12 protein-coding genes and 1 pseudogene are annotated in these 16,551 nt (G+C 74.5%); 6 read left to right on the top strand and 7 right to left on the bottom strand.

Annotation, left to right across the window (positions count from 1 at the left end; translation table 11 throughout):
* Positions 1-3 precede the first annotated feature (3 nt).
* The 3 genes and pseudogenes from ABEB06_RS01100 to ABEB06_RS01110 all read left to right on the top strand — a co-directional run bounded on the left by ABEB06_RS01100 (position 4) and on the right by ABEB06_RS01110 (position 6,385).
* Positions 4-1,347, top strand: a complete 1,344-nt coding sequence (locus ABEB06_RS01100; RefSeq protein ID WP_345694843.1) for an LLM class flavin-dependent oxidoreductase — start codon at positions 4-6, stop codon at positions 1,345-1,347.
* Complete coding sequence (locus tag ABEB06_RS01105; RefSeq protein WP_345694844.1) at positions 1,344-5,351, top strand: ABC transporter ATP-binding protein; 4,008 nt, start codon at positions 1,344-1,346, stop codon at positions 5,349-5,351. Before ABEB06_RS01100 ends, ABEB06_RS01105 begins: the two co-directional genes overlap by 4 nt.
* Positions 5,352-5,361: 10 nt before the next feature.
* A pseudogene (locus ABEB06_RS01110) lies at positions 5,362-6,385 on the top strand (aldo/keto reductase).
* 114 nt (positions 6,386-6,499) lie between these two features.
* Here the strand turns inward: ABEB06_RS01110 and ABEB06_RS01115 are convergent.
* From ABEB06_RS01115 to ABEB06_RS01130, 4 genes are all read right to left on the bottom strand, one after another.
* A complete protein-coding gene (locus ABEB06_RS01115) occupies positions 6,500-6,991 on the bottom strand; it encodes a GIY-YIG nuclease family protein (RefSeq protein ID WP_345694845.1) in 492 nt (163 codons plus the stop codon).
* 126 nt (positions 6,992-7,117) lie between these two features.
* Complete coding sequence (locus ABEB06_RS01120) at positions 7,118-9,985, bottom strand: AfsR/SARP family transcriptional regulator (RefSeq protein WP_345694846.1); 2,868 nt, start codon at positions 9,983-9,985, stop codon at positions 7,118-7,120.
* A 484-nt stretch (positions 9,986-10,469) separates the two neighbouring features.
* Entirely contained in the window at positions 10,470-10,679 is a 210-nt protein-coding gene (locus tag ABEB06_RS01125) for a hypothetical protein (RefSeq protein WP_345694847.1), read from the bottom strand.
* Entirely contained in the window at positions 10,676-11,212 is a 537-nt protein-coding gene (locus ABEB06_RS01130; protein WP_345694848.1) for a hypothetical protein, read from the bottom strand. Before ABEB06_RS01130 ends, ABEB06_RS01125 begins: the two co-directional genes overlap by 4 nt.
* A gap of 379 nt (positions 11,213-11,591) precedes the next feature.
* On the opposite strand from ABEB06_RS01130, the gene ABEB06_RS01135 reads away from it, so the two are divergent.
* Together ABEB06_RS01135 and ABEB06_RS01140 are read left to right on the top strand one after the other, a co-directional pair.
* Entirely contained in the window at positions 11,592-12,053 is a 462-nt protein-coding gene (locus ABEB06_RS01135) for a DUF4265 domain-containing protein (RefSeq protein ID WP_345694849.1), read from the top strand.
* 559 nt (positions 12,054-12,612) lie between these two features.
* Positions 12,613-13,338 (top strand): HU family DNA-binding protein, encoded by a 726-nt coding sequence (locus ABEB06_RS01140; RefSeq protein WP_345694850.1) that lies wholly within the window; start codon positions 12,613-12,615, stop codon positions 13,336-13,338.
* 419 nt (positions 13,339-13,757) lie between these two features.
* On the opposite strand, the gene ABEB06_RS01145 is transcribed toward ABEB06_RS01140, so the two are convergent.
* On the bottom strand, positions 13,758-14,165 hold the full coding sequence (locus tag ABEB06_RS01145; RefSeq protein WP_345694851.1) for an NUDIX hydrolase: 408 nt from the start codon (positions 14,163-14,165) through the stop codon (positions 13,758-13,760).
* Positions 14,166-14,517: 352 nt separating this feature from the next.
* Entirely contained in the window at positions 14,518-15,246 is a 729-nt protein-coding gene (locus ABEB06_RS01150; protein WP_345694852.1) for an SDR family oxidoreductase, read from the bottom strand.
* Positions 15,247-15,313: 67 nt separating this feature from the next.
* Between ABEB06_RS01150 and ABEB06_RS01155 the strand changes: the two genes are divergently transcribed.
* Entirely contained in the window at positions 15,314-15,802 is a 489-nt protein-coding gene (locus ABEB06_RS01155; RefSeq protein ID WP_345694853.1) for a YfbM family protein, read from the top strand.
* On the opposite strand, the gene ABEB06_RS01160 is transcribed toward ABEB06_RS01155, so the two are convergent.
* Positions 15,786-16,097, bottom strand: coding sequence for a hypothetical protein (locus tag ABEB06_RS01160; RefSeq protein WP_345694854.1), 312 nt, complete (start codon positions 16,095-16,097; stop codon positions 15,786-15,788). The two genes, ABEB06_RS01155 and ABEB06_RS01160, sit on opposite strands and share 17 nt — an antisense overlap.
* Between the last annotated feature and the right edge of the window lie 454 nt (positions 16,098-16,551).

Here is a 16,551-nt window from a genome sequence, read left to right on the forward strand (position 1 = left end):
ACCATGGGCAAGCAGCTCCACCTCAACCTGTTCATCCACGACACCGGCCACCACGAGGCGTCCTGGCGGCTGCCGGAGTCCGACCCCGCCGCCGACCTCGACCTGGCCTTCCACCAGCGGCTCACCCGGATCGCCGAGGACGCCAAGTTCGACTCGGTGTTCCTCGCCGACAGCCCGGCCCTGTGGGGCGACCCCAGCCGCCGGCCGTCCGGCAAGCTGGAGCCGACCGTCCTGCTGGCCGCCCTCGCCGCCGGCACCACCCGGATCGGGCTCATCGCCACCGCCTCCACCAGCTACAACGAGCCCTACAACCTGGCCCGCCGGTTCGCCTCGCTCGACCACCTGTCCAACGGCCGCGCCGGCTGGAACATCGTCACCACCGCCGGTGACGCCGCCGCCCGCAACTTCGGCCTGGAGGGCCAGCCGCTGCACCGCACCCGCTACGAGCGGGCCGCGGAGTTCCTGGAGGTGTCCACCAAGCTGTGGGACAGCTGGGCCGACGAGGCGCTGGTCGCGGACAAGGACGCCGGCGTCCACGCCGACCCCGACCGGGTGCGCCCGGCCGGCCACCGCGGCCGCTTCTTCCAGGTCGAGGGCGCGCTGAACGTACGCCGCTCGCCGCAGGGCCACCCGCTGCTCGTGCAGGCCGGCTCCTCGGAGGACGGCAAGGAGTTCGCCGCCCGCTGGGCCGAGGCGGTGTTCACCGCGCAGCCGACCCTCGCGGAGGGCCAGGCGTTCTACGCCGACGTCAAGCGCCGCGCGGCCGCCGCCGGCCGCGACCCCGACCACGTCAAGATCCTCCCCGGCATCGTCCCCGTGATCGGCGCCACCGAGGCCGAGGCCCGCGAGCTGGAGGCCGAACTCGACCGGCTGATCAAGCCCGAGTACGCGCGCGAGCAGCTGGCGACCGTCCTCAAGGTGGACCCCGAGCGGCTGCGCTTCGACGAGCAGCTGCCCGACGACCTGCCCACCGAGGACGAGGTGGAGGGCGCCAAGAGCCGCTACACGCTGATCGTGGAGCTCGCCCGCCGCGAGCGCCTGACGGTGCGCGAGCTGATCGGCCGGCTCGGCGGCGGCCGCGGCCACCGCACCTTCGCCGGCACGCCCGTCCAGGTCGCCGACACCATCCAGCACTGGTTCGAGAACAGCGCCGCCGACGGCTTCAACGTGATGCCCGCCGTCCTGCCGTCCGGGCTGGAGGTCTTCGTGGCCGAGGTCCTGCCGATCCTGCGCGAGCGCGGCCTGTTCCGCACCGAGTACACGGGCACGACACTGCGCGACCACTACGGCCTGCCCCGGCCCGCCGACCGGTTCGCCCTCGCCGCAGCCGTCGGCGGCGCCGCGTGAGCGAGGCCCCCTGTCCGTCCGCCGGGCGTCCGTCCGCTCCCGGCGCGCCGGGCTCCGCCGGCTGGGCCCGGCGGCTGGCCGGGTACTGCCTGCGGCACCGCGCCGACCTGGCCCGGGCGTACGGGGCCGCCCTGGTCGCGGCGGTGGCGACGGCCGTGCTGCCGCTGGTCCTGCGGCACGTGGTGGACCGCGTCGGCCTGGCGGGGGCCGCGCTGTGGGCCTGGGTGGCGCTGCTGCTCGGCCTCGGCGCGGTCCGGTTCGCCGGCGGCTACCTGCGCCGGTACAGCTCCGGCCGGGTCTCCCTCGGGGTCCAGTACGACCTGCGCAACGACGTCCTCGCCGCGCTGCTGCGCCTCGGCGGCCGGGCCCAGGACGAGCTGCAGACCGGGCAGGTGGTCAGCCGCGCCGTCTCGGACGTGACGCTCGTCCAGATGCTGCTGCAGTTCCTGCCGAACATGGTCGGCAACGCGCTGATGTTCACCGTGTCGGTGGCGCTGATGGCCACCCTCTCGCTGCCGTTGACGCTGGTGGCCCTGGTCGTCGGCCCGGTGCTGTGGCTCATCGCGTACCGCAGCCGCCGCGACCTGTTCCCGGCCAACTGGCACGCCCAGCAGGAGGCCGCCGAGGTCGCCGCGGTGGTGGAGGCGGCCGTCTCGGGCGTCCGCGTCGTCAAGGGCTTCGGGCAGGAGCAGCGCGAACTCGCCGCCCTGGAGGAGCGGGCCCGCGGCCTGTTCTCCTCCCGGGTCCGGGTCGCCCGGCTGACCAGCCGCTACCACCCCGCCCTCCAGGCCGTCCCGGCGCTCGGGCAGGTCGCCGTCCTGGCGCTCGGCGGCCGGCTGGCCCTGCACGGCGAGATCTCGCTCGGCACCTTCGTCGCGTTCACCAGCTACCTCGGCTCGTTCGTGACGCCGGTGCGCCAGGTGGCCGTGCTGCTCACCGTCTGGCAGCAGGCGCGGGCCGGGGTGGAGCGGGTGCTCGACGTCATCGACGCGCCCGCAGGCATCGGCGAGCCGCCGGACCCCGTCCCGCTGCCGGCCGGACCGCCCGCCCTGGAGTGGGACGGCGTGGTCCTCGGCCGCGACCGGACGGCCGACCCGGTGCTCGACGGCTTCACCCTCCGCGTGGAGCCCGGCGAGACCGTGGCCCTGGTCGGCGCCGCCGGGTCCGGCAAGTCCACGGCGGCCGCCCTGCTGCCCCGGTTCTACGACCCCGACGCCGGCACCGTCCGGATCGGCGGCGTCGACGTGCGCGACCTGGGCCTCGCGGACCTGCGCTCCAGGATCGGCTTCGTCTTCGAGGAGCCGCACCTGCTGTCCGGCACCGTCGCGGCGAACATCGCCTACGGCCGGCCCGACGCCGCACCCGCCGAGATCCGGCGCGCGGCGCGCCTCGCCCAGGCGGACGGGTTCGTCACCGCGCTCGCGGACGGCTACGACACCCTCGTCGGCGAACAGGGCCTCACCCTCTCCGGCGGCCAGCGCCAGCGGATCGCCCTCGCCCGCGCGATCCTCCGCGACCCCGACGTGCTCGTCCTCGACGACGCCACCTCCGCGATCGACGCCCGCGTCGAGGCCGCCGTCCACACCGGCCTGCGCGAGGTCGCCCGGCGGCGCACCACGCTGATCATCGCCCACCGGGCCTCCACGCTGGAGCTCGCCGACCGCGTCGCGGTCCTCGACGGCGGCCGGATCGTCGACATCGGCACGACGGCGCAACTCCACCGGCGCAGCCCGCTCTTCCGGTCCCTGCTCTCCCCGGACGAGCACCGGGACGACCCTCCGACCGACCGGGGCCGCACCGCCGAGGGCGGACGGCCGCGCGGCAGGACAGCGGGCAGCGCGGCGCCGTCGGCCGAGCGGCCGGACGGCGAAACGCCGAGGCCTGCTGCGTCACAGGTTCCCTCGGGCGGGACCGTACGGGCATCCGCTGCCCGCGGTGCCCGTCCGCCGGGCAGCGACACCGCCGCTCGCACCGCCGCGCGCGCCGCCGCGACGTACGCGCAGGTCGCCGCGGCGGCCGCCCCCGGCGCGATGGCCCACGGCGCGGGCATGCTCGGCGGCGCCCCGGCGAGCCCGGAGCTGCTGGCCCGGATCGCCGCGCTGCCCGCGGTCGACGACGACCCGGACATCGCGCCGGAGCAGGCCCGCGCCGCCGACCCCGGATTCGGCCTGCGGTCGCTGCTCCGCCCGTTCCGCCTGCCGCTGCTCGCAGGTCTCGCGCTGGTCGGCGCGGACGCGCTCGCCCAGATCGCCGTGCCCGTCCTGGTCCGGCACGGGGTCGACGACGGCGTCACCCGGAACGCCCCGGGCGCACTGCTGCTGATCGCCGCCGCGGCGGCCGTCGTGGTGCTCTCCGGCTGGCTGGTCAACATCGCCCAGGTGCGGGTGACCGGGCGCACCGGCGAGCGGCTGCTCTACACCCTGCGGGTGCGCACCTGGGCCCAGTTGCAGCGGCTCGGCCTCGACTACTACGAGGGCGAGCTCGGCGGCCGGATCATGACCCGGATGACCACGGACGTGGACGCCCTGTCGGCCTTCCTGCAGACCGGCCTGGTGACCTTCGTGGTGTCGCTGCTGACCGTCCTCGGCGTCCTGCTCGCCCTGCTCGGGATCGCGCCCGCCCTCGCCACCGTCCTGCTCGTGGCGCTCCCGGTGCTGGTCGGCTCGGCGGCGCTGTTCCGGGCGCGGTCGGTGCCCGCCTACCTGGAGGCACGGGAGCGGATCAGCGCGGTCAACGCCTACCTCCAGGAGAACGTGGCGCTGCTCCGGCTCACCCAGGCGTTCGGCCGGCAGGACCACAACCGGCAGGACTTCGCCCGCCTGGCCCGGTCCTTCCTCGACGCCCGGCTGCGGGCGCAGCGGTTGATGGCGACGTTCTTCCCGTTCGTGGAGTTCCTCGCCACGGCCGCGACCGCCGCGGTGCTGGTGGTCGGCGCGGGACAGGTCCGCGACGGACGGCTGAGCGCGGGCACGCTGATCGCGTTCCTGCTCTGCGTCGACCTGTTCTTCTCGCCGATCCAGCAGCTGGCCCAGGTGTTCGACGGCTACCAGCAGGCCGTCGTCGGGCTCGCCCGGCTGCGCACCCTGATGCGCGAGCCGATCGGCCCGCCCGTGGCCGAACGCCCGCTGCCCGTCGGCGGGTTGCGCGGCGAGATCGAGCTCGACCGGGTGTCCTTCGGCTACCGCGGCACCGGACGCGATGTCCTCGACCGGGTGACCCTGCGCATCCCGGCCGGGCAGACCGTGGCCCTGGTCGGCAGCACCGGCGCCGGCAAGTCGACGGTCGTCAAACTGGTCGCCCGGTTCTACGACCCGACCGCGGGGACGGTCCGCGTCGACGGCACCGACCTGCGCGACCTCGACCCCGTCGCGTACCGGTGCCGGCTCGGCGTCGTCCCGCAGGAGCCGCACCTGCTCGGCGCGACCGTGCGCGACGCGATCGCGTACGGCCGACCCGATGCCACCGACGCCGAGGTGGAGGCCGCGGCCCGGGCCGTCGGTGCGCACGAGACGGTCGTCGGCCTGCCGTCCGGCTACCTCACCGAGGTCGGCGAGCGCGGCCGCGGCCTGTCCGCGGGCCAGCGCCAGCTCCTCGCCCTCGCCCGGGCCGAACTCGTCGACCCCGACATCCTGCTGCTCGACGAGGCCACCGCCTCGCTCGACCTGGCCGCCGAACGCCGGGTCGCGGCCGCGACCGCCGCACTCACCCGGCGGCGCACCACCCTGGTCGTCGCCCACCGCCTCACCACGGCCGCCCGCGCGGACCGGGTCGTCGTCCTGGACGGCGGCGCGGTCGTCGAGACCGGCACCCACCAGGAGCTGCTGGCCGCGCACGGCCCCTACCGCCGCCTGTGGGACGCGTACCGCGCAGCCGAACCCACCGCCGAACCCACCGCCGAACCCGCCGCCGGCGACACCACGGCGGACGCCGGCCCCCGTTCGGTCCCCGCTCCACTGCCGGCGCCCCTCGCTCCCCCGCTCCCCCTGTCCCTCCCCCTCCTGTGAAAGGTCCCGCATGACCATCCCCTACCGGCCGTTCGGCCGCACCGGCGTCCAGGTGAGCGCGCTCGCGCTCGGCGCGATGAACTTCGGCGGCCTCGGCAACCCCAGCCACGAGGACGGCGTGCGCATCGTCCACCGCGCCCTGGACGCCGGAATCAACATCGTCGACACCGCCGACGTCTACTCCCGGGGCGAGTCCGAGGTGATCGTCGGCAAGGCCCTCGCCGGCCGGCGCGACGACGTCTTCCTGGCCACCAAGTTCCACGGCCGGATGGGCGAGGACGTCAACCGGTCCGGCAACTCGCGCCGCTGGATCCACCGCGCCGTCGAGGCCAGCCTGGAACGCCTCGGCACTGACCACATCGACCTCTACCAGGTGCACCGCCCCGAGGAGGACACCGACTTCGACGAGACCCTCGGCGCCCTGACCGACCTCGTCCGCCAGGGCAAGATCCGGTACATCGGCACCTCCACCTTCCCGGCGTCCCGGATCGTCGAGGGGCAGTGGACCGCCGAGCGGCGCGGCCGCGAACGCGTCGTGGCCGAGCAGCCCCCGTACTCGGTCCTCGCCCGCGGCGTGGAAGCCGAAGTCCTCCCGGTGGCGCAGCGGTACGGGCTCGCCGTCATCCCGTGGAGCCCGCTCGCCGGCGGCTGGCTGACCGGCCGCTACCGCGCGGGCGGGGCCCAGCCGCACTCCAGCCGGGCCGACCGCCAACCCGGGCGCTTCGACCTGGGCAGCGCCGAGAACGCCGACAAGCTGGCCGCCGTCGAAGCCCTCGCCGTCCTCGCCGACGAGGCCGGCCTCACCCTCGTCGAGCTCGCCCTCGGCTTCGTCCTCGCCCACCCCGCCGTCACCGCGCCGATCATCGGCCCGCGCACCCTCGCCCAACTGGAGGACCAACTCGGCGCCGCCGCCACCCCCCCTGCCCCCGGACGTCCTCGACGCCATCGACAAGATCGTCCCCCCGGGCACCACCCTCTCCTCCCGCGACACCGGCTACCTCCCACCCGCCCTCCGCCGCCGCCCCGCCCCCTGACCCGCCACCACCCGGCCCGGCCTGCCCACCCTCTGCGGTGGGCAGGCCGGGCGTGCTCCCACGGAGGTGCGGAAGCCGGACGACGCCGCGGGCCACCTCACCACCGGAGCGGACTCACTCGAGGTCTCGCTGCCGATCGGCAGACACGGGATCTGTCACAGTGATGGCTGCCCCGCGGATCAGAGCGAAGGGCGCGTTGGGGTACTCCTCCCTGCGGTGCCCTGCGCTGACATCGAGGAGACGCAACAGAGCACGCACCGCGCGCTCGGCGGCGATTGCGTCCGGAAGCGGATCGGAGATCCACGCGTCGACCAGGCCGTGCCCGTTCACGTGGTACTCGTTCTGATGCGTGGCGATCCGGACTCGTGCGTCCGTCGCCTGCCCGATCTTCACGCGGCGGTGCGACCCAGCCACTGACAGGACGTAGAGTCGGTGCCCGCCGTACGGGTTTGCAGCATGGGACCATGCCCGGTCGAGTACGGCCCGCTCAACATCCCGTGCCACTCTTGGAAGGGAGTACACGGGAAGCAAGCCCGCACTCAGCAGTTCGGTGTACTCAGCCAGGCGGGTCTCCATCGGCGCCGACAGGCTCGGTATCGCTTCCATCGGCCGATTCTCCCGCTGTCGGCCGTACGCCGTCTGCCGCTCCGGCAAATCCGCGATGGCCGCGGATGCCGGCTGCGCGCGCCTTCGTCCTCGTGCACGAGGAGCCGCCACAGGCCCGTCCGGGCGCTATCCGGCCGGGTGGTGGCGGAGGGCGGCGAGTTTGGTGCGGAGGCGGTCGGCGTCGGGGTGGTCGAGTTCGGCGTGGATGACGAGGGCGGCGCGCCAGTGGTCGGTGGCTGACCGGTGGTCGCCGGTGGCGTGGTGGATGTCGCCCAGCTCGGCGAGGGCGAGGGCTTCCTGCGGGCGGGCGCCGAGTTCGCGGTGGAGGGCGAGGGCCTCGCGGTAGTGGGTCAGGGCGGGCTGGGCGTCACCGGTCTGCCAGTGGGCGTGGCCGAGGCTGGCGAGGGTGCAGGCTTCGCTGTAGCGGTCGCCGCTCTCGCGCAGGAGGGCGAGGGCCTCGCGGCAGTCGGCGATGGCCTGCCGGTGGTTGCCGAGCAGGGTCTGGTACCAGCCGACGGCGTTCAGCAGGCGTGCCTGGCCGGGCAGGTGGCCGGCGGTGCGGTGGAGGTCGAGGGCGTGCTGGGCGTGGTGGAGGGCCTCGGCGTGTTCGGCGCGCTGTTCGTGCCAGAGCGCCAGGCTGTGCAGGACAGCCGCCTGGCCGCTCGGGTTGTGGAGTTCCCGTTCCAGCGCGAGGGCCCGGTGGAGGTGGGTGTGGGCGGCGTCGAGGTCGCCGAGTCCGCGGCAGGCCTGGCCGAGGTGGCGGTGGACGAGTGCTTCGGCGCGCGGGTCGCCGAGTCGGCGGGTTGCTTCGAGGGCGCCGAGCTGGCCGGCCCGCAGGTCGTGTCGCAGGCCCCGCCGGGAGAGGTAGGTGAGGACGGCCCAGGGCAGTTGCCAGGCGTGGGTGTCGAAGCCGGCGGCGGCAGCGGCCGGGCCGAGGGCGAGCAGGACGCGGCGTTCGGCGTCGTACCAGGCCATGGCCCGGTCGACGGTGTCGATCCGGTCGGGTGCCGCGCCGGGGCGGGGTGCGGTGAGGGTGATGGGGTCGCGGGCGGGGCTGAGCAGGCGTTCGGCCGCGTACGCGGTGTGCAGGTAGTGGTCGAGCATCCGCTCGGTGGCGGCGCGGCGCCGGTCCTCGTCGTCGAGTTCGCGGGCGAGGTCGCCGGCGTAGGCGCGCAGCAGGTCGTGGAAGTGGTGGCGGCGGGGTGCGTGTTCGGCGAGCAGGTGGGCGGTGGCGAGTTCCTCGAGGGCGGTGCGGGCCCGGCCGGTGGAGAGGTCGGCGATGCGGGCGGCGGCGGTCTCCGAGACGTCGGGACCGGGGTGGACGCTGAGCAGCCGGAACAGGCGCGCGGCGGGTTCGCCGAGTTGCTCGTACGACCAGGAGAAGACCGTCCGGACGTCGCTGCTGGTGTCGCCGGCGTTCAGTGCGGGCAGCCGGTGCTGGACGTCGCCGAGCCGGTCGACCATGTCGGCGATGCGCAGCGCGGGGTTCATGGCGAGGCGGGCGGCGGCGACGCCGAGGGCGAGGGGCAGCCGGGCGCAGGTCCCGATCAGTTCGGCGACCGCGTCCGGTTCGGCGGCGACGGTCTCGGCGCCGAGCCGGCGGGTGAGCAGTTCGGTCGCCTCGGGGACGGTGAGCACGTCCAGGGTGAGGGGTTGGGCGCCTTCGACGGCGACCAGGCTGGTGAGCGCGGAGCGGCTGGTGACCAGGACCAGGCAGCCGGTGCTGCCGGGCAGCAGGGGGCGTACCTGTTCGGCGTCGCGGGCGTTGTCCAGGACGACGAGCAGTCGGCGGCCGGCCACCAGGCTGCGGTAGAGCGCGGTCTGGGCCTCCAGGGTCGCGGGGACGCGTCCGGGCGCGGTGCCGAGGGCGTCGAGGAAGCCGCGGACGGCCTGTTCGGCGGGCATCGGCTGCCCGGTGGGGTCGAAGCCGCGGAGGTTCACGTACAGCTGGCCGTCGGGGAAGCGGTCGGCGACCTGGTGGGCCCAGTGCAGGGCGAGGGTGGTCTTGCCGACGCCCGCGGTGCCGGAGATGGTGGTGATCCCGGCCGCGCCGGGATCACCCGCTTCGGCGACGCATCCGGCGAGCTGCTTGAGTTCGGGGGCGCGGCCGGCGAAGAAACGGGTGACCATCGGCAGTTGGCGCGGCACCGGCGCGTCCGGTCGGACCGGCGCGGGCGGTGGGGCCGGTGGGGCCGGGACCGGGGCCGGGGGCGCCGCGGGAAGCCGGTCGGCGGCCGCGGCGAGGGCCTCGACGGTGGAGTCCAGGATCCGCTGGTGCAGTTGCTGGAGGGCGGGCGAGGGTTCGATGCCGAGTTCGGTGGCGAGTTCGCGGCGCAGGTCGCGGTAGACCTCCAGCGCGTCGGCCTGGCGCCCGGCGCCGTACAGCGCCCGCATCAGCTGGCCGTGCAGCACCTCGACCCAGGGGTGCTCGCGGACGACCGGACCGAGTTCGGCGATCGCCGTGCTGTATTCGCCGAGCCGCAGCCGCGCCTCGGCCAGCCCTTCCACGGCCTGCAGCCGGGCCTCGCGCAGCCGGCCGACGCCGGCGGTCTCCGCGCCGGAGCCGGGCAGGTCGCCGAGCGGTTCGCCGCGCCAGAGCGCGAGCGCGTCGGAGAGGCTCTCGGCGGCGTCGGCCCAGCGGCCTTCGGCCCGCGCCTGCCGGCCCAGCCGGCAGTGCTCGGTGAACTCGTCGAGGTCGAGCCGGCCCGGTGGCACGGCGATGAGGTAGCCGTCGTGGACCCGCTGGACGAGCTCGGGGTCGGCCCCGGCCGCGCCGAGGGTGCGGCGCAGCCGCATCACGTGGTTGTGCAGTGACGCCGTGGCGGTGGCGGGCGGGCTGCCGCCCCACAGCGCGGCGACCAGGTGGTGCGCGGGCACCGGGCGGTTGGCGTTCAGCAGCAGGGTGGCCAGCAGGCCCCGGGCCATGGGCGCGCGGAGCGGGACCGGCACTCCGTCGCGGGAGACCGCGACCGTTCCGAGTATCGCGAACCTCATCCCCGCTCCCCCACCGTAGTTCCCCTGGTCAGCGGCATCGTATCGGCACGGTGGCGCGCACATGACCGGGCGGCGGCTCCCGGCCGGGGACGGTCGACGCGGGGTGGCGACGGCCCGGGGCGCGGGCCACCGCCGCGAGCGGGGCTCGGCGGCCGACGCGTCCGGTCGGTCGGTCGGTCGATTGGTCGGTTGGTCGGTCGGGGTGTCGATGGCGCCCCCGCGTCCTACGCGTCGCCGTTGCGGCCGGCGAGGGTCCAGATGGTGTCGGCCCGACCGCCCCGGCCCCAGGTGTCACGCCGGTCCCCGCTGTCGCTCCGCACGCCCTACCCCCACCGCACTTGATGACCACCACATGCCAAAGGCCCTGTCGGTGTCCAGAATCCCCGAGCGGTGATCACGGGACTATCCGCTTCGCGAACGGGTCACCGCACATTTGTGGATAGCCGGCGACGCCCGACGGGTGGTAGGCCCCGGCGGGAACCCGTCACCTCTCCGCCGGTGGCTGCTGCTTCCGGTGGCGCAGCACCAGACCGGCGATGCCTCCGGCGGCCATCACCAGGGCGAACGCGATCTTCAGCCAGGCCCGGGGCCCGGACCCGAAGACGCCGTCGAAGAAGTACCAGACGGGTGCCACGACCAGGAAGACCCGGGACGCGACGGAGAAGGCCCGGGAGTCGGGTTGGCGATTGGTCATACCGATCCGTTCAGGTGTGCGGCCACCGCCGTCCGGGCCCGGGGGCCGCGGAAGCCGCCGCGGAGCGGGGCGAGGGCGGTGACCACCGCGCGGACCCAGGCGGGGTCGCCCAGGCGTTCGGGGCGGGCGGAAGCGACGGTCTGGGCCAGCAGCTCCGAGGCGAGGCCGACGGAGTAGCGGCTGTAGCGGCGGGCGTGATGGGAGAAGTCGGCGCCCCAGTACTCGTACGGGTGCCGGAGGGTGGCGCCCACCCCGGCCGGTCCGCCACCGAACCGGCTGAAGCCGTTGAGGTTGAGGGCGAGGTCGGCGAGGACCGCCAGGGTACGGGAGTTGTCGAGGCGGGTCGGCTCGGCGGGCAGGTGCAGCTCCATGAAGCGGCGCCAGGGAACGACCTCCGTCCGGCCGCCGCCCTTCCAGGCCGCGAGGCCTTCCGGGTCCAGCGTCAGGTACTGCGCGCGGCGGGCGGTCGGGTCGCCGATCGTCCAACGGTCGCCGCTCCACTCGAGCGGCCCGAGCACGGGAGCCCCGGTCATCCGCACCCGCTCTCCGTCCCGATCCGCCTGCTGCCTCAGGACACGCTCTCACGGAGATCGCCTGCTCAGAGGCGTGACGGATATCGATCCGGCAACGAACCAACCGGGGAGCCGGCCCGCTGCCGGGGCTTGCCGCGCGACCGCGTACGGGCGAAGACCAAGCGCCGGCCGGGCGTTGACGCAGGCGCCGGCGGAGTCGGATGGCTCCGGGCCGTCACGGCACCCGGCCTGCACGGCAGGCGCCCTGGCGGACGCCGGACGCGGCCTGCTCGCCGCGGTGGTCCGTTCACCACGCCGGATCCGACCGACCGTGGGGGGCTGGGCCACCAGGCACACCGGGCCGTCCGTACGGCGAGCGTCGTGTGGGACGATCACCGGCATGTCGCTCGAACCCCAGCCGCCGACCCACGCCCATGTACGGCTTCTGGCCGGCCACAGCGAGGGGAGGCCGGTGTTCGAGGTGTTGCCGGCGCTCCTCCTGGCGTCCGGCGTGTTCGAGCTCGCCGGGAGCCCCGGTCTGGTGCTCGGGTGTGCGGCCGGCGACGTGCTTCGCGTCGGCGACGACGGACGGTTCGAGCTTGTCGAACCGGGGCCGAACCTGTGCGTCCAGGCAGCTCGGAGCGGCGACCTCACTGCCGAGGAGTTCACCGAACTGCGGCGCGCGATCGGTGGGCTCGGCGGTGTTGCCGAGGCGCCCGGGGACCTGCGCTTCGCGGTCGTCACGGTCGGCCGCGCGGTCGGCGTGCCGGCGATCGCGCGGGTCATGGACCGGTGGGCTGCGGGTGTCGACGGCGTCGACTGGTGGTTCGGCAACGGGGACCAGGCCGACGCCGCCCGCTGATCTCGCTGCTCCGTTCCTCCGTCGCAGGTCCCCGCGCCGTTGGATCGCTGCTGGATCGTCCGCCGGGCCGGGCGGAGGGGGAGCTCACGCAGGACGGGAGCCGTGACGGCGAAGAGGGCGGCGGCATCGGGGCCGTAGCCGTAGAGCACGGCCTCGCCCCCGCCGAACTCGCATCCGTCGAACTCATGTCCGCCGAACTCGCCGACTCCGGCCTGTTCGACCGGTTCCGTCAGCAGCGTCAGGGCGGCACGGACGGTCGTCCTGTCGTCCATCCGTGAAAAGTCTCGTCCGGGGCCGGCATCGCGTCGCCAGGACCACTGCGCGCCGAGCGCCCCCGCGCCAACCCCGTTGGGCGGCAGGGCAGATGACCGGAGTCTCTGCCGCGCAATCCGGCCGGGGAGAGGGCGGAACTCGACCTGGTGGGCGGTTCTGGGGTGGGTCTGGACACCAACTCGCCGTCCGGCGCGACCGCGTGCGGAGGCGAAATTGCGAACTCCGAATTACCGTGAAAGCGAAAACGGCTCAAATCGTTATCAAAACCCACCAAGGAGACGTCACCATGAACAAGGGCCAGCTCGTCGAAGCAGTCGCAGGCCAACTCGGCAGCCGGGCAGCGGCAGAGGACGCCGTCGACGCGGTCCTCGACGTGATGGTGCGTGCCGTGGTCGCCGGCGAGCGCGTGTCGGTCACCGGCTTCGGCACCCTGGAGTCCGTCCAGCGGTCCGCCCGCTACGCCCGCAACCCGCAGACCGGCGAGCGCGTTCGGGTGAAGAAGACCACCACCCCCCGCTTCCGCCCCGGCCAGGGGTTCAAGGACCTGGTCTCCGGCGCGAAGAAGCTCCCCAAGCAGGGGCCGTCCATCATGAAGGCCCCCAAGGGCTCGCTGACCCCCGGCGGTACGACCGCCACGACCACCAAGCGCGCAGCGGCCAAGCGCACGACCGCGGCGACCGCCGCGGCCCCGGCGAAGAAGGCCGCCGCCAAGAAGGCGGCACCGACCAAGGCGGCCGCGGCCAAGAAGACGACGGCGGCCGGGACCACCGTCAAGAAGACCACCGCCAAGCGCACCACCACGGCGGTCGCACCGGCGACGGCCAAGAAGGCGACGCCGGCCAAGAAGACCACCACCGCCAAGGCCGCCGTGAAGAAGACGGCCACCACCAGGAAGTCGAGCGCCGCCAAGCCTGCCACCGCCGCGAAGAAGACCACCGCGCCGGCGCGGAAGACCGCGGCCACCGCCAAGAAGACGACCACCGCCAAGCGGGCCACCCGCGCGGCCCGCTGACCGCCCGCACCGCCGACCGGGCGCAGCCCCTCCGCGCGGGGGGCGGCGTCCGGTCAGCCGGTCCCGGTCGCAGTGCCCACGGGTTCGCGCCCGGTCCTGGGGGCGCCCACGGGCGCGGCTTCGTGGAGCGCGTCCAGCAGGGCGAGCCGCTGCTCGGTCAAGCTGCCGTCGGATCGCAGTCCGTCCTGGTTGCGCAGCCAGGCGCCGGTGCCCCGGCCTCGTCCGCAGCACCGTGAGCACGCGGGCCCTGTACGGCAACGAGAGGCTCCGACCGGCGTTTCCCGCGCTCCGGCCCGGCCGCGCGGGGGTCGCGGGCGCCGACCTCGGGGCGTGGGGTGCGGCGGCCGTCCGCCGGTGCAGCGTGCGCGACCGGTCGCTGCACGACCGACCTCCTCCCCTCACGGGAACGGCCGGGATGGTCAGCGCAGCCGGCTGGACGCGTGCAGCATGTCGAACACCATCCGGTCCACCGGCGACACCCGCGCGCGGTCGGCGTGACCGAACCAGTCCAGCTCCGCGATCTCGTTCGCGGGGACCAGCGGACCGGTGTGCTCGGCCGTGTAGCAGATCATCCGGAACTCGGCGCGGCCGTCGGACTCCCGCCGCGTCTCGAAGGTGCCGACGTGCACCATCGTGGCCGTGTCGATCCGGGCCCGCAGCTCCTCGTCGATCTCACGCGCCAGGGTCTCGGCGTCGGACTCCCCCGCCTCCCGCTTCCCGCCGGGGAAGTAGAAGACGTCCAGACCGTGGCAGCGCGTCACGAGGACCCGGCCGCCGCGCATCAGGACCCACGCCACCTTCTCGGGCACGACCTCGCGCTTCTCCATGCCCGGCCCCTTACCCATCCCCACCGGCACCGGAACGACCCCCGCCCGCAGGTCAGGCACCCGTGGCGCCGTCCCCTCGCCACCGGGCGGCGAGGCGCTGCCAGACGGACGGACGGGGGCGGAGCACGTCCGCGCGTACGGGTCCGTTGCGATCACCGATGAAGGGCCCGCCACGGTCTTCGCCGGCGACCGCGGCGGCCGTCTGTTCACCGTGACCGGCTCAGGGCGCGGGTGGATGTCGACCGCGGCTTCCTGGTCCGACCGGTTCGACCTGGCCACCGACCCGCAGGAGTTCTTCGAGGGGATCTCCCGGCAGGCCACCGACCAGCTGTGAGCCGGGTGTGAGTGGGGGTCAGAGCTGCTCGAAGTGGAAGGAGCGGATGAAGCAGTCGCGTGGTTGGCCGAGCGCGAAGAGGACGCAGTCGAGGACGGACTGGGCGGTCAGCGGGTCCTTCGCGGTGCGGGAGGCCTCGTCCCAGGCGGGGTGGAGCGGGTCGCCGTCGGTGAAGTCGGGCGGGTAGAGGGAGATGACGCGGATGCCTTCGGGGCGGAGCCGGTGGGAGAGGATGTCGGCGAATCCGGCCTGGGCGGCTTTGGCCGCGTAGAAGGCGGGGTGCGCCTGGGACCGGTGGTCCCGGGGCTCCGCGGCCGAGGAGACCAGGTTGACCACGTCGGCGCCCCCGGACGTGCGCAGCAGCGGCAGGAAGTGCTTGACCGCCAGCAGGGTGCCGGTGGCGCCGGAGGCGACGGTGTCGGTGATCGCTTCGTCGTCGGCGTCCCACAGGTCGGGGCCCGCGAGGTAGCGGGCGCCGTTGTTGACGAGCACGTCGACCCGGTCGGTGCGGGCGGCGACGCCCTCGGCGAAGGCCCGTACGGTGGCGGGGTCGGCCAGGTCGCAGGCGAACGCGTCCGCCCGTGCGCCACTGTCGGCCGCCACCTCCTCGGCGGTCTTCAGGGCAGCGGCCACGGTGCGGGCGGAGAGGAACAGGCGCGCTCCCTTCCGTCCCGCGTGCAGCGCGAGCGCCCTGCCGAATCCGCGCCCGGCCCCGGTCACCACCACGGTCTTCCCGGCGAGGTCCATGCGCGCAGCTCCTTCGACGTTCCCGTGCCGATCATGTGTTGATCATTGAGAGCGTACGGTGGGCGGCATGACCCTGGGAGTGCATTTCGCCATCGATGCGACGACCGCCGGCCGCCTGCTCGCGGCCGCCGACGACGGGCAGGTCGTCGCGCTGGTCGAGGAGATCGAGGAGGAGGCGGTCGGTGTCGGACACTGCGACACCGACAAGGCGTGGGACGCGATCCACCGCAGTCTGACCGACGGCTGCCTCGGCTTCGAGAACGGCAGCTACCCGCTGAACGCCGCGGTCCTGGGCGGGGTCCCGCTCCACGAGGGGGACGACTGGATCGTCTGCCTGCTCACCCCGGATCAGGTGCGCGACGTCGCCGACGCCGTGGCCGGGGTCGGCCGCGAGGCGCTGAGGGCGGGCTACGACCAGATCGACGTCGAGGACTACGGTCCGGAGTTCGGCGACGAGGACTTCGCCTACACCTGGGCGAACTTCACCGACCTGGTGGTCTTCTTCCGGGAGGCGGCGGACGCGGGCAGCCACGTGGTCTTCACGGTCGCCCAGTAGCGGCTCCCTCGGCCGTCACGTGGACGGCCTCCATCACGACGGCTCCGGTGCCGGCCATCACGTGGTGGAGGGCCCCGCCCGCCAGGACGAGGGCGCCGAAGAGGATCCAGCCTCCCGTGCCGCTGACCGCCCGGACCACCGAGGTACCCGTCACCGGGTCCCGGTCGTCTCCGCCCGGCGAGCGCACGAGTTCCCTGGCGATGCGCCCGACCCCGACCACGGCGTGGGCCGCTCCGGCCAGTGCCATGCCGGCGACTCCGATCCCGAACCAGCCCGCTCGACCGATCTCGTCCACGGTTCTCACCATCCTTCGGCCGGCGATGCGCGGCGGGAGCGCGCCTCGCGCGCCTCGATGGTCCCGCCGCCGCCGGCCGACCCACCAGAGCCGACCGGTCCCCCTCGCCTGGGCCGACCGGCCCCCTGCGGATCCGATCGGGTGTCAGCCCTGCCAGGAGCCGCCGATCTCGCGGCGGGCCCGGTGCGGGCGGTGTAAGGGCACCCCCTGCGTGCAGGGGTGTCGGGCGCCCCGGCCGGCGAGGTCCGTGACTGCGGAACGAGGCGCAGGGGTCGTGCGTTCGTCCATGGAATCCCCCAGAGTGACGGGCACTTGACGCCTCGGAGACTGCGCTCCGGGGCGTCCGGCGCTCACTTCCAACGAATACGAGTCGCGACGTCTCGTCTCGCATCAGCCATGTTTCACGGAGGGCACCGGCCATGTCAAGACGATACGTGGCGTCTCGTGAGAGAAT

The sequence above is a fragment of the Kitasatospora terrestris genome (genome assembly GCF_039542905.1).
Lineage (GTDB): Bacteria > Actinomycetota > Actinomycetes > Streptomycetales > Streptomycetaceae > Kitasatospora > Kitasatospora terrestris.

What these genes read in the sequence shown, in the direction of transcription:
- ABEB06_RS01120 (WP_345694846.1), bottom strand. Translation starts at nt 9,985, where the DNA reads ATGAGGTTCGCGATACTCGGAACGGTCGCGGTCTCCCGCGACGGAGTG.
- ABEB06_RS01130 (WP_345694848.1), bottom strand. Translation starts at nt 11,212, where the DNA reads ATGACCGGGGCTCCCGTGCTCGGGCCGCTCGAGTGGAGCGGCGACCGT.
- ABEB06_RS01135 (WP_345694849.1), top strand. Translation starts at nt 11,592, where the DNA reads ATGTCGCTCGAACCCCAGCCGCCGACCCACGCCCATGTACGGCTTCTG.
- ABEB06_RS01150 (WP_345694852.1), bottom strand. Translation starts at nt 15,246, where the DNA reads ATGGACCTCGCCGGGAAGACCGTGGTGGTGACCGGGGCCGGGCGCGGA.
- ABEB06_RS01140 (WP_345694850.1), top strand. Translation starts at nt 12,613, where the DNA reads ATGAACAAGGGCCAGCTCGTCGAAGCAGTCGCAGGCCAACTCGGCAGC.
- ABEB06_RS01145 (WP_345694851.1), bottom strand. Translation starts at nt 14,165, where the DNA reads ATGGAGAAGCGCGAGGTCGTGCCCGAGAAGGTGGCGTGGGTCCTGATG.
- ABEB06_RS01125 (WP_345694847.1), bottom strand. Translation starts at nt 10,679, where the DNA reads ATGACCAATCGCCAACCCGACTCCCGGGCCTTCTCCGTCGCGTCCCGG.
- ABEB06_RS01115 (WP_345694845.1), bottom strand. Translation starts at nt 6,991, where the DNA reads ATGGAAGCGATACCGAGCCTGTCGGCGCCGATGGAGACCCGCCTGGCT.
- ABEB06_RS01155 (WP_345694853.1), top strand. Translation starts at nt 15,314, where the DNA reads ATGACCCTGGGAGTGCATTTCGCCATCGATGCGACGACCGCCGGCCGC.
- ABEB06_RS01100 (WP_345694843.1), top strand. Translation starts at nt 4, where the DNA reads ATGGGCAAGCAGCTCCACCTCAACCTGTTCATCCACGACACCGGCCAC.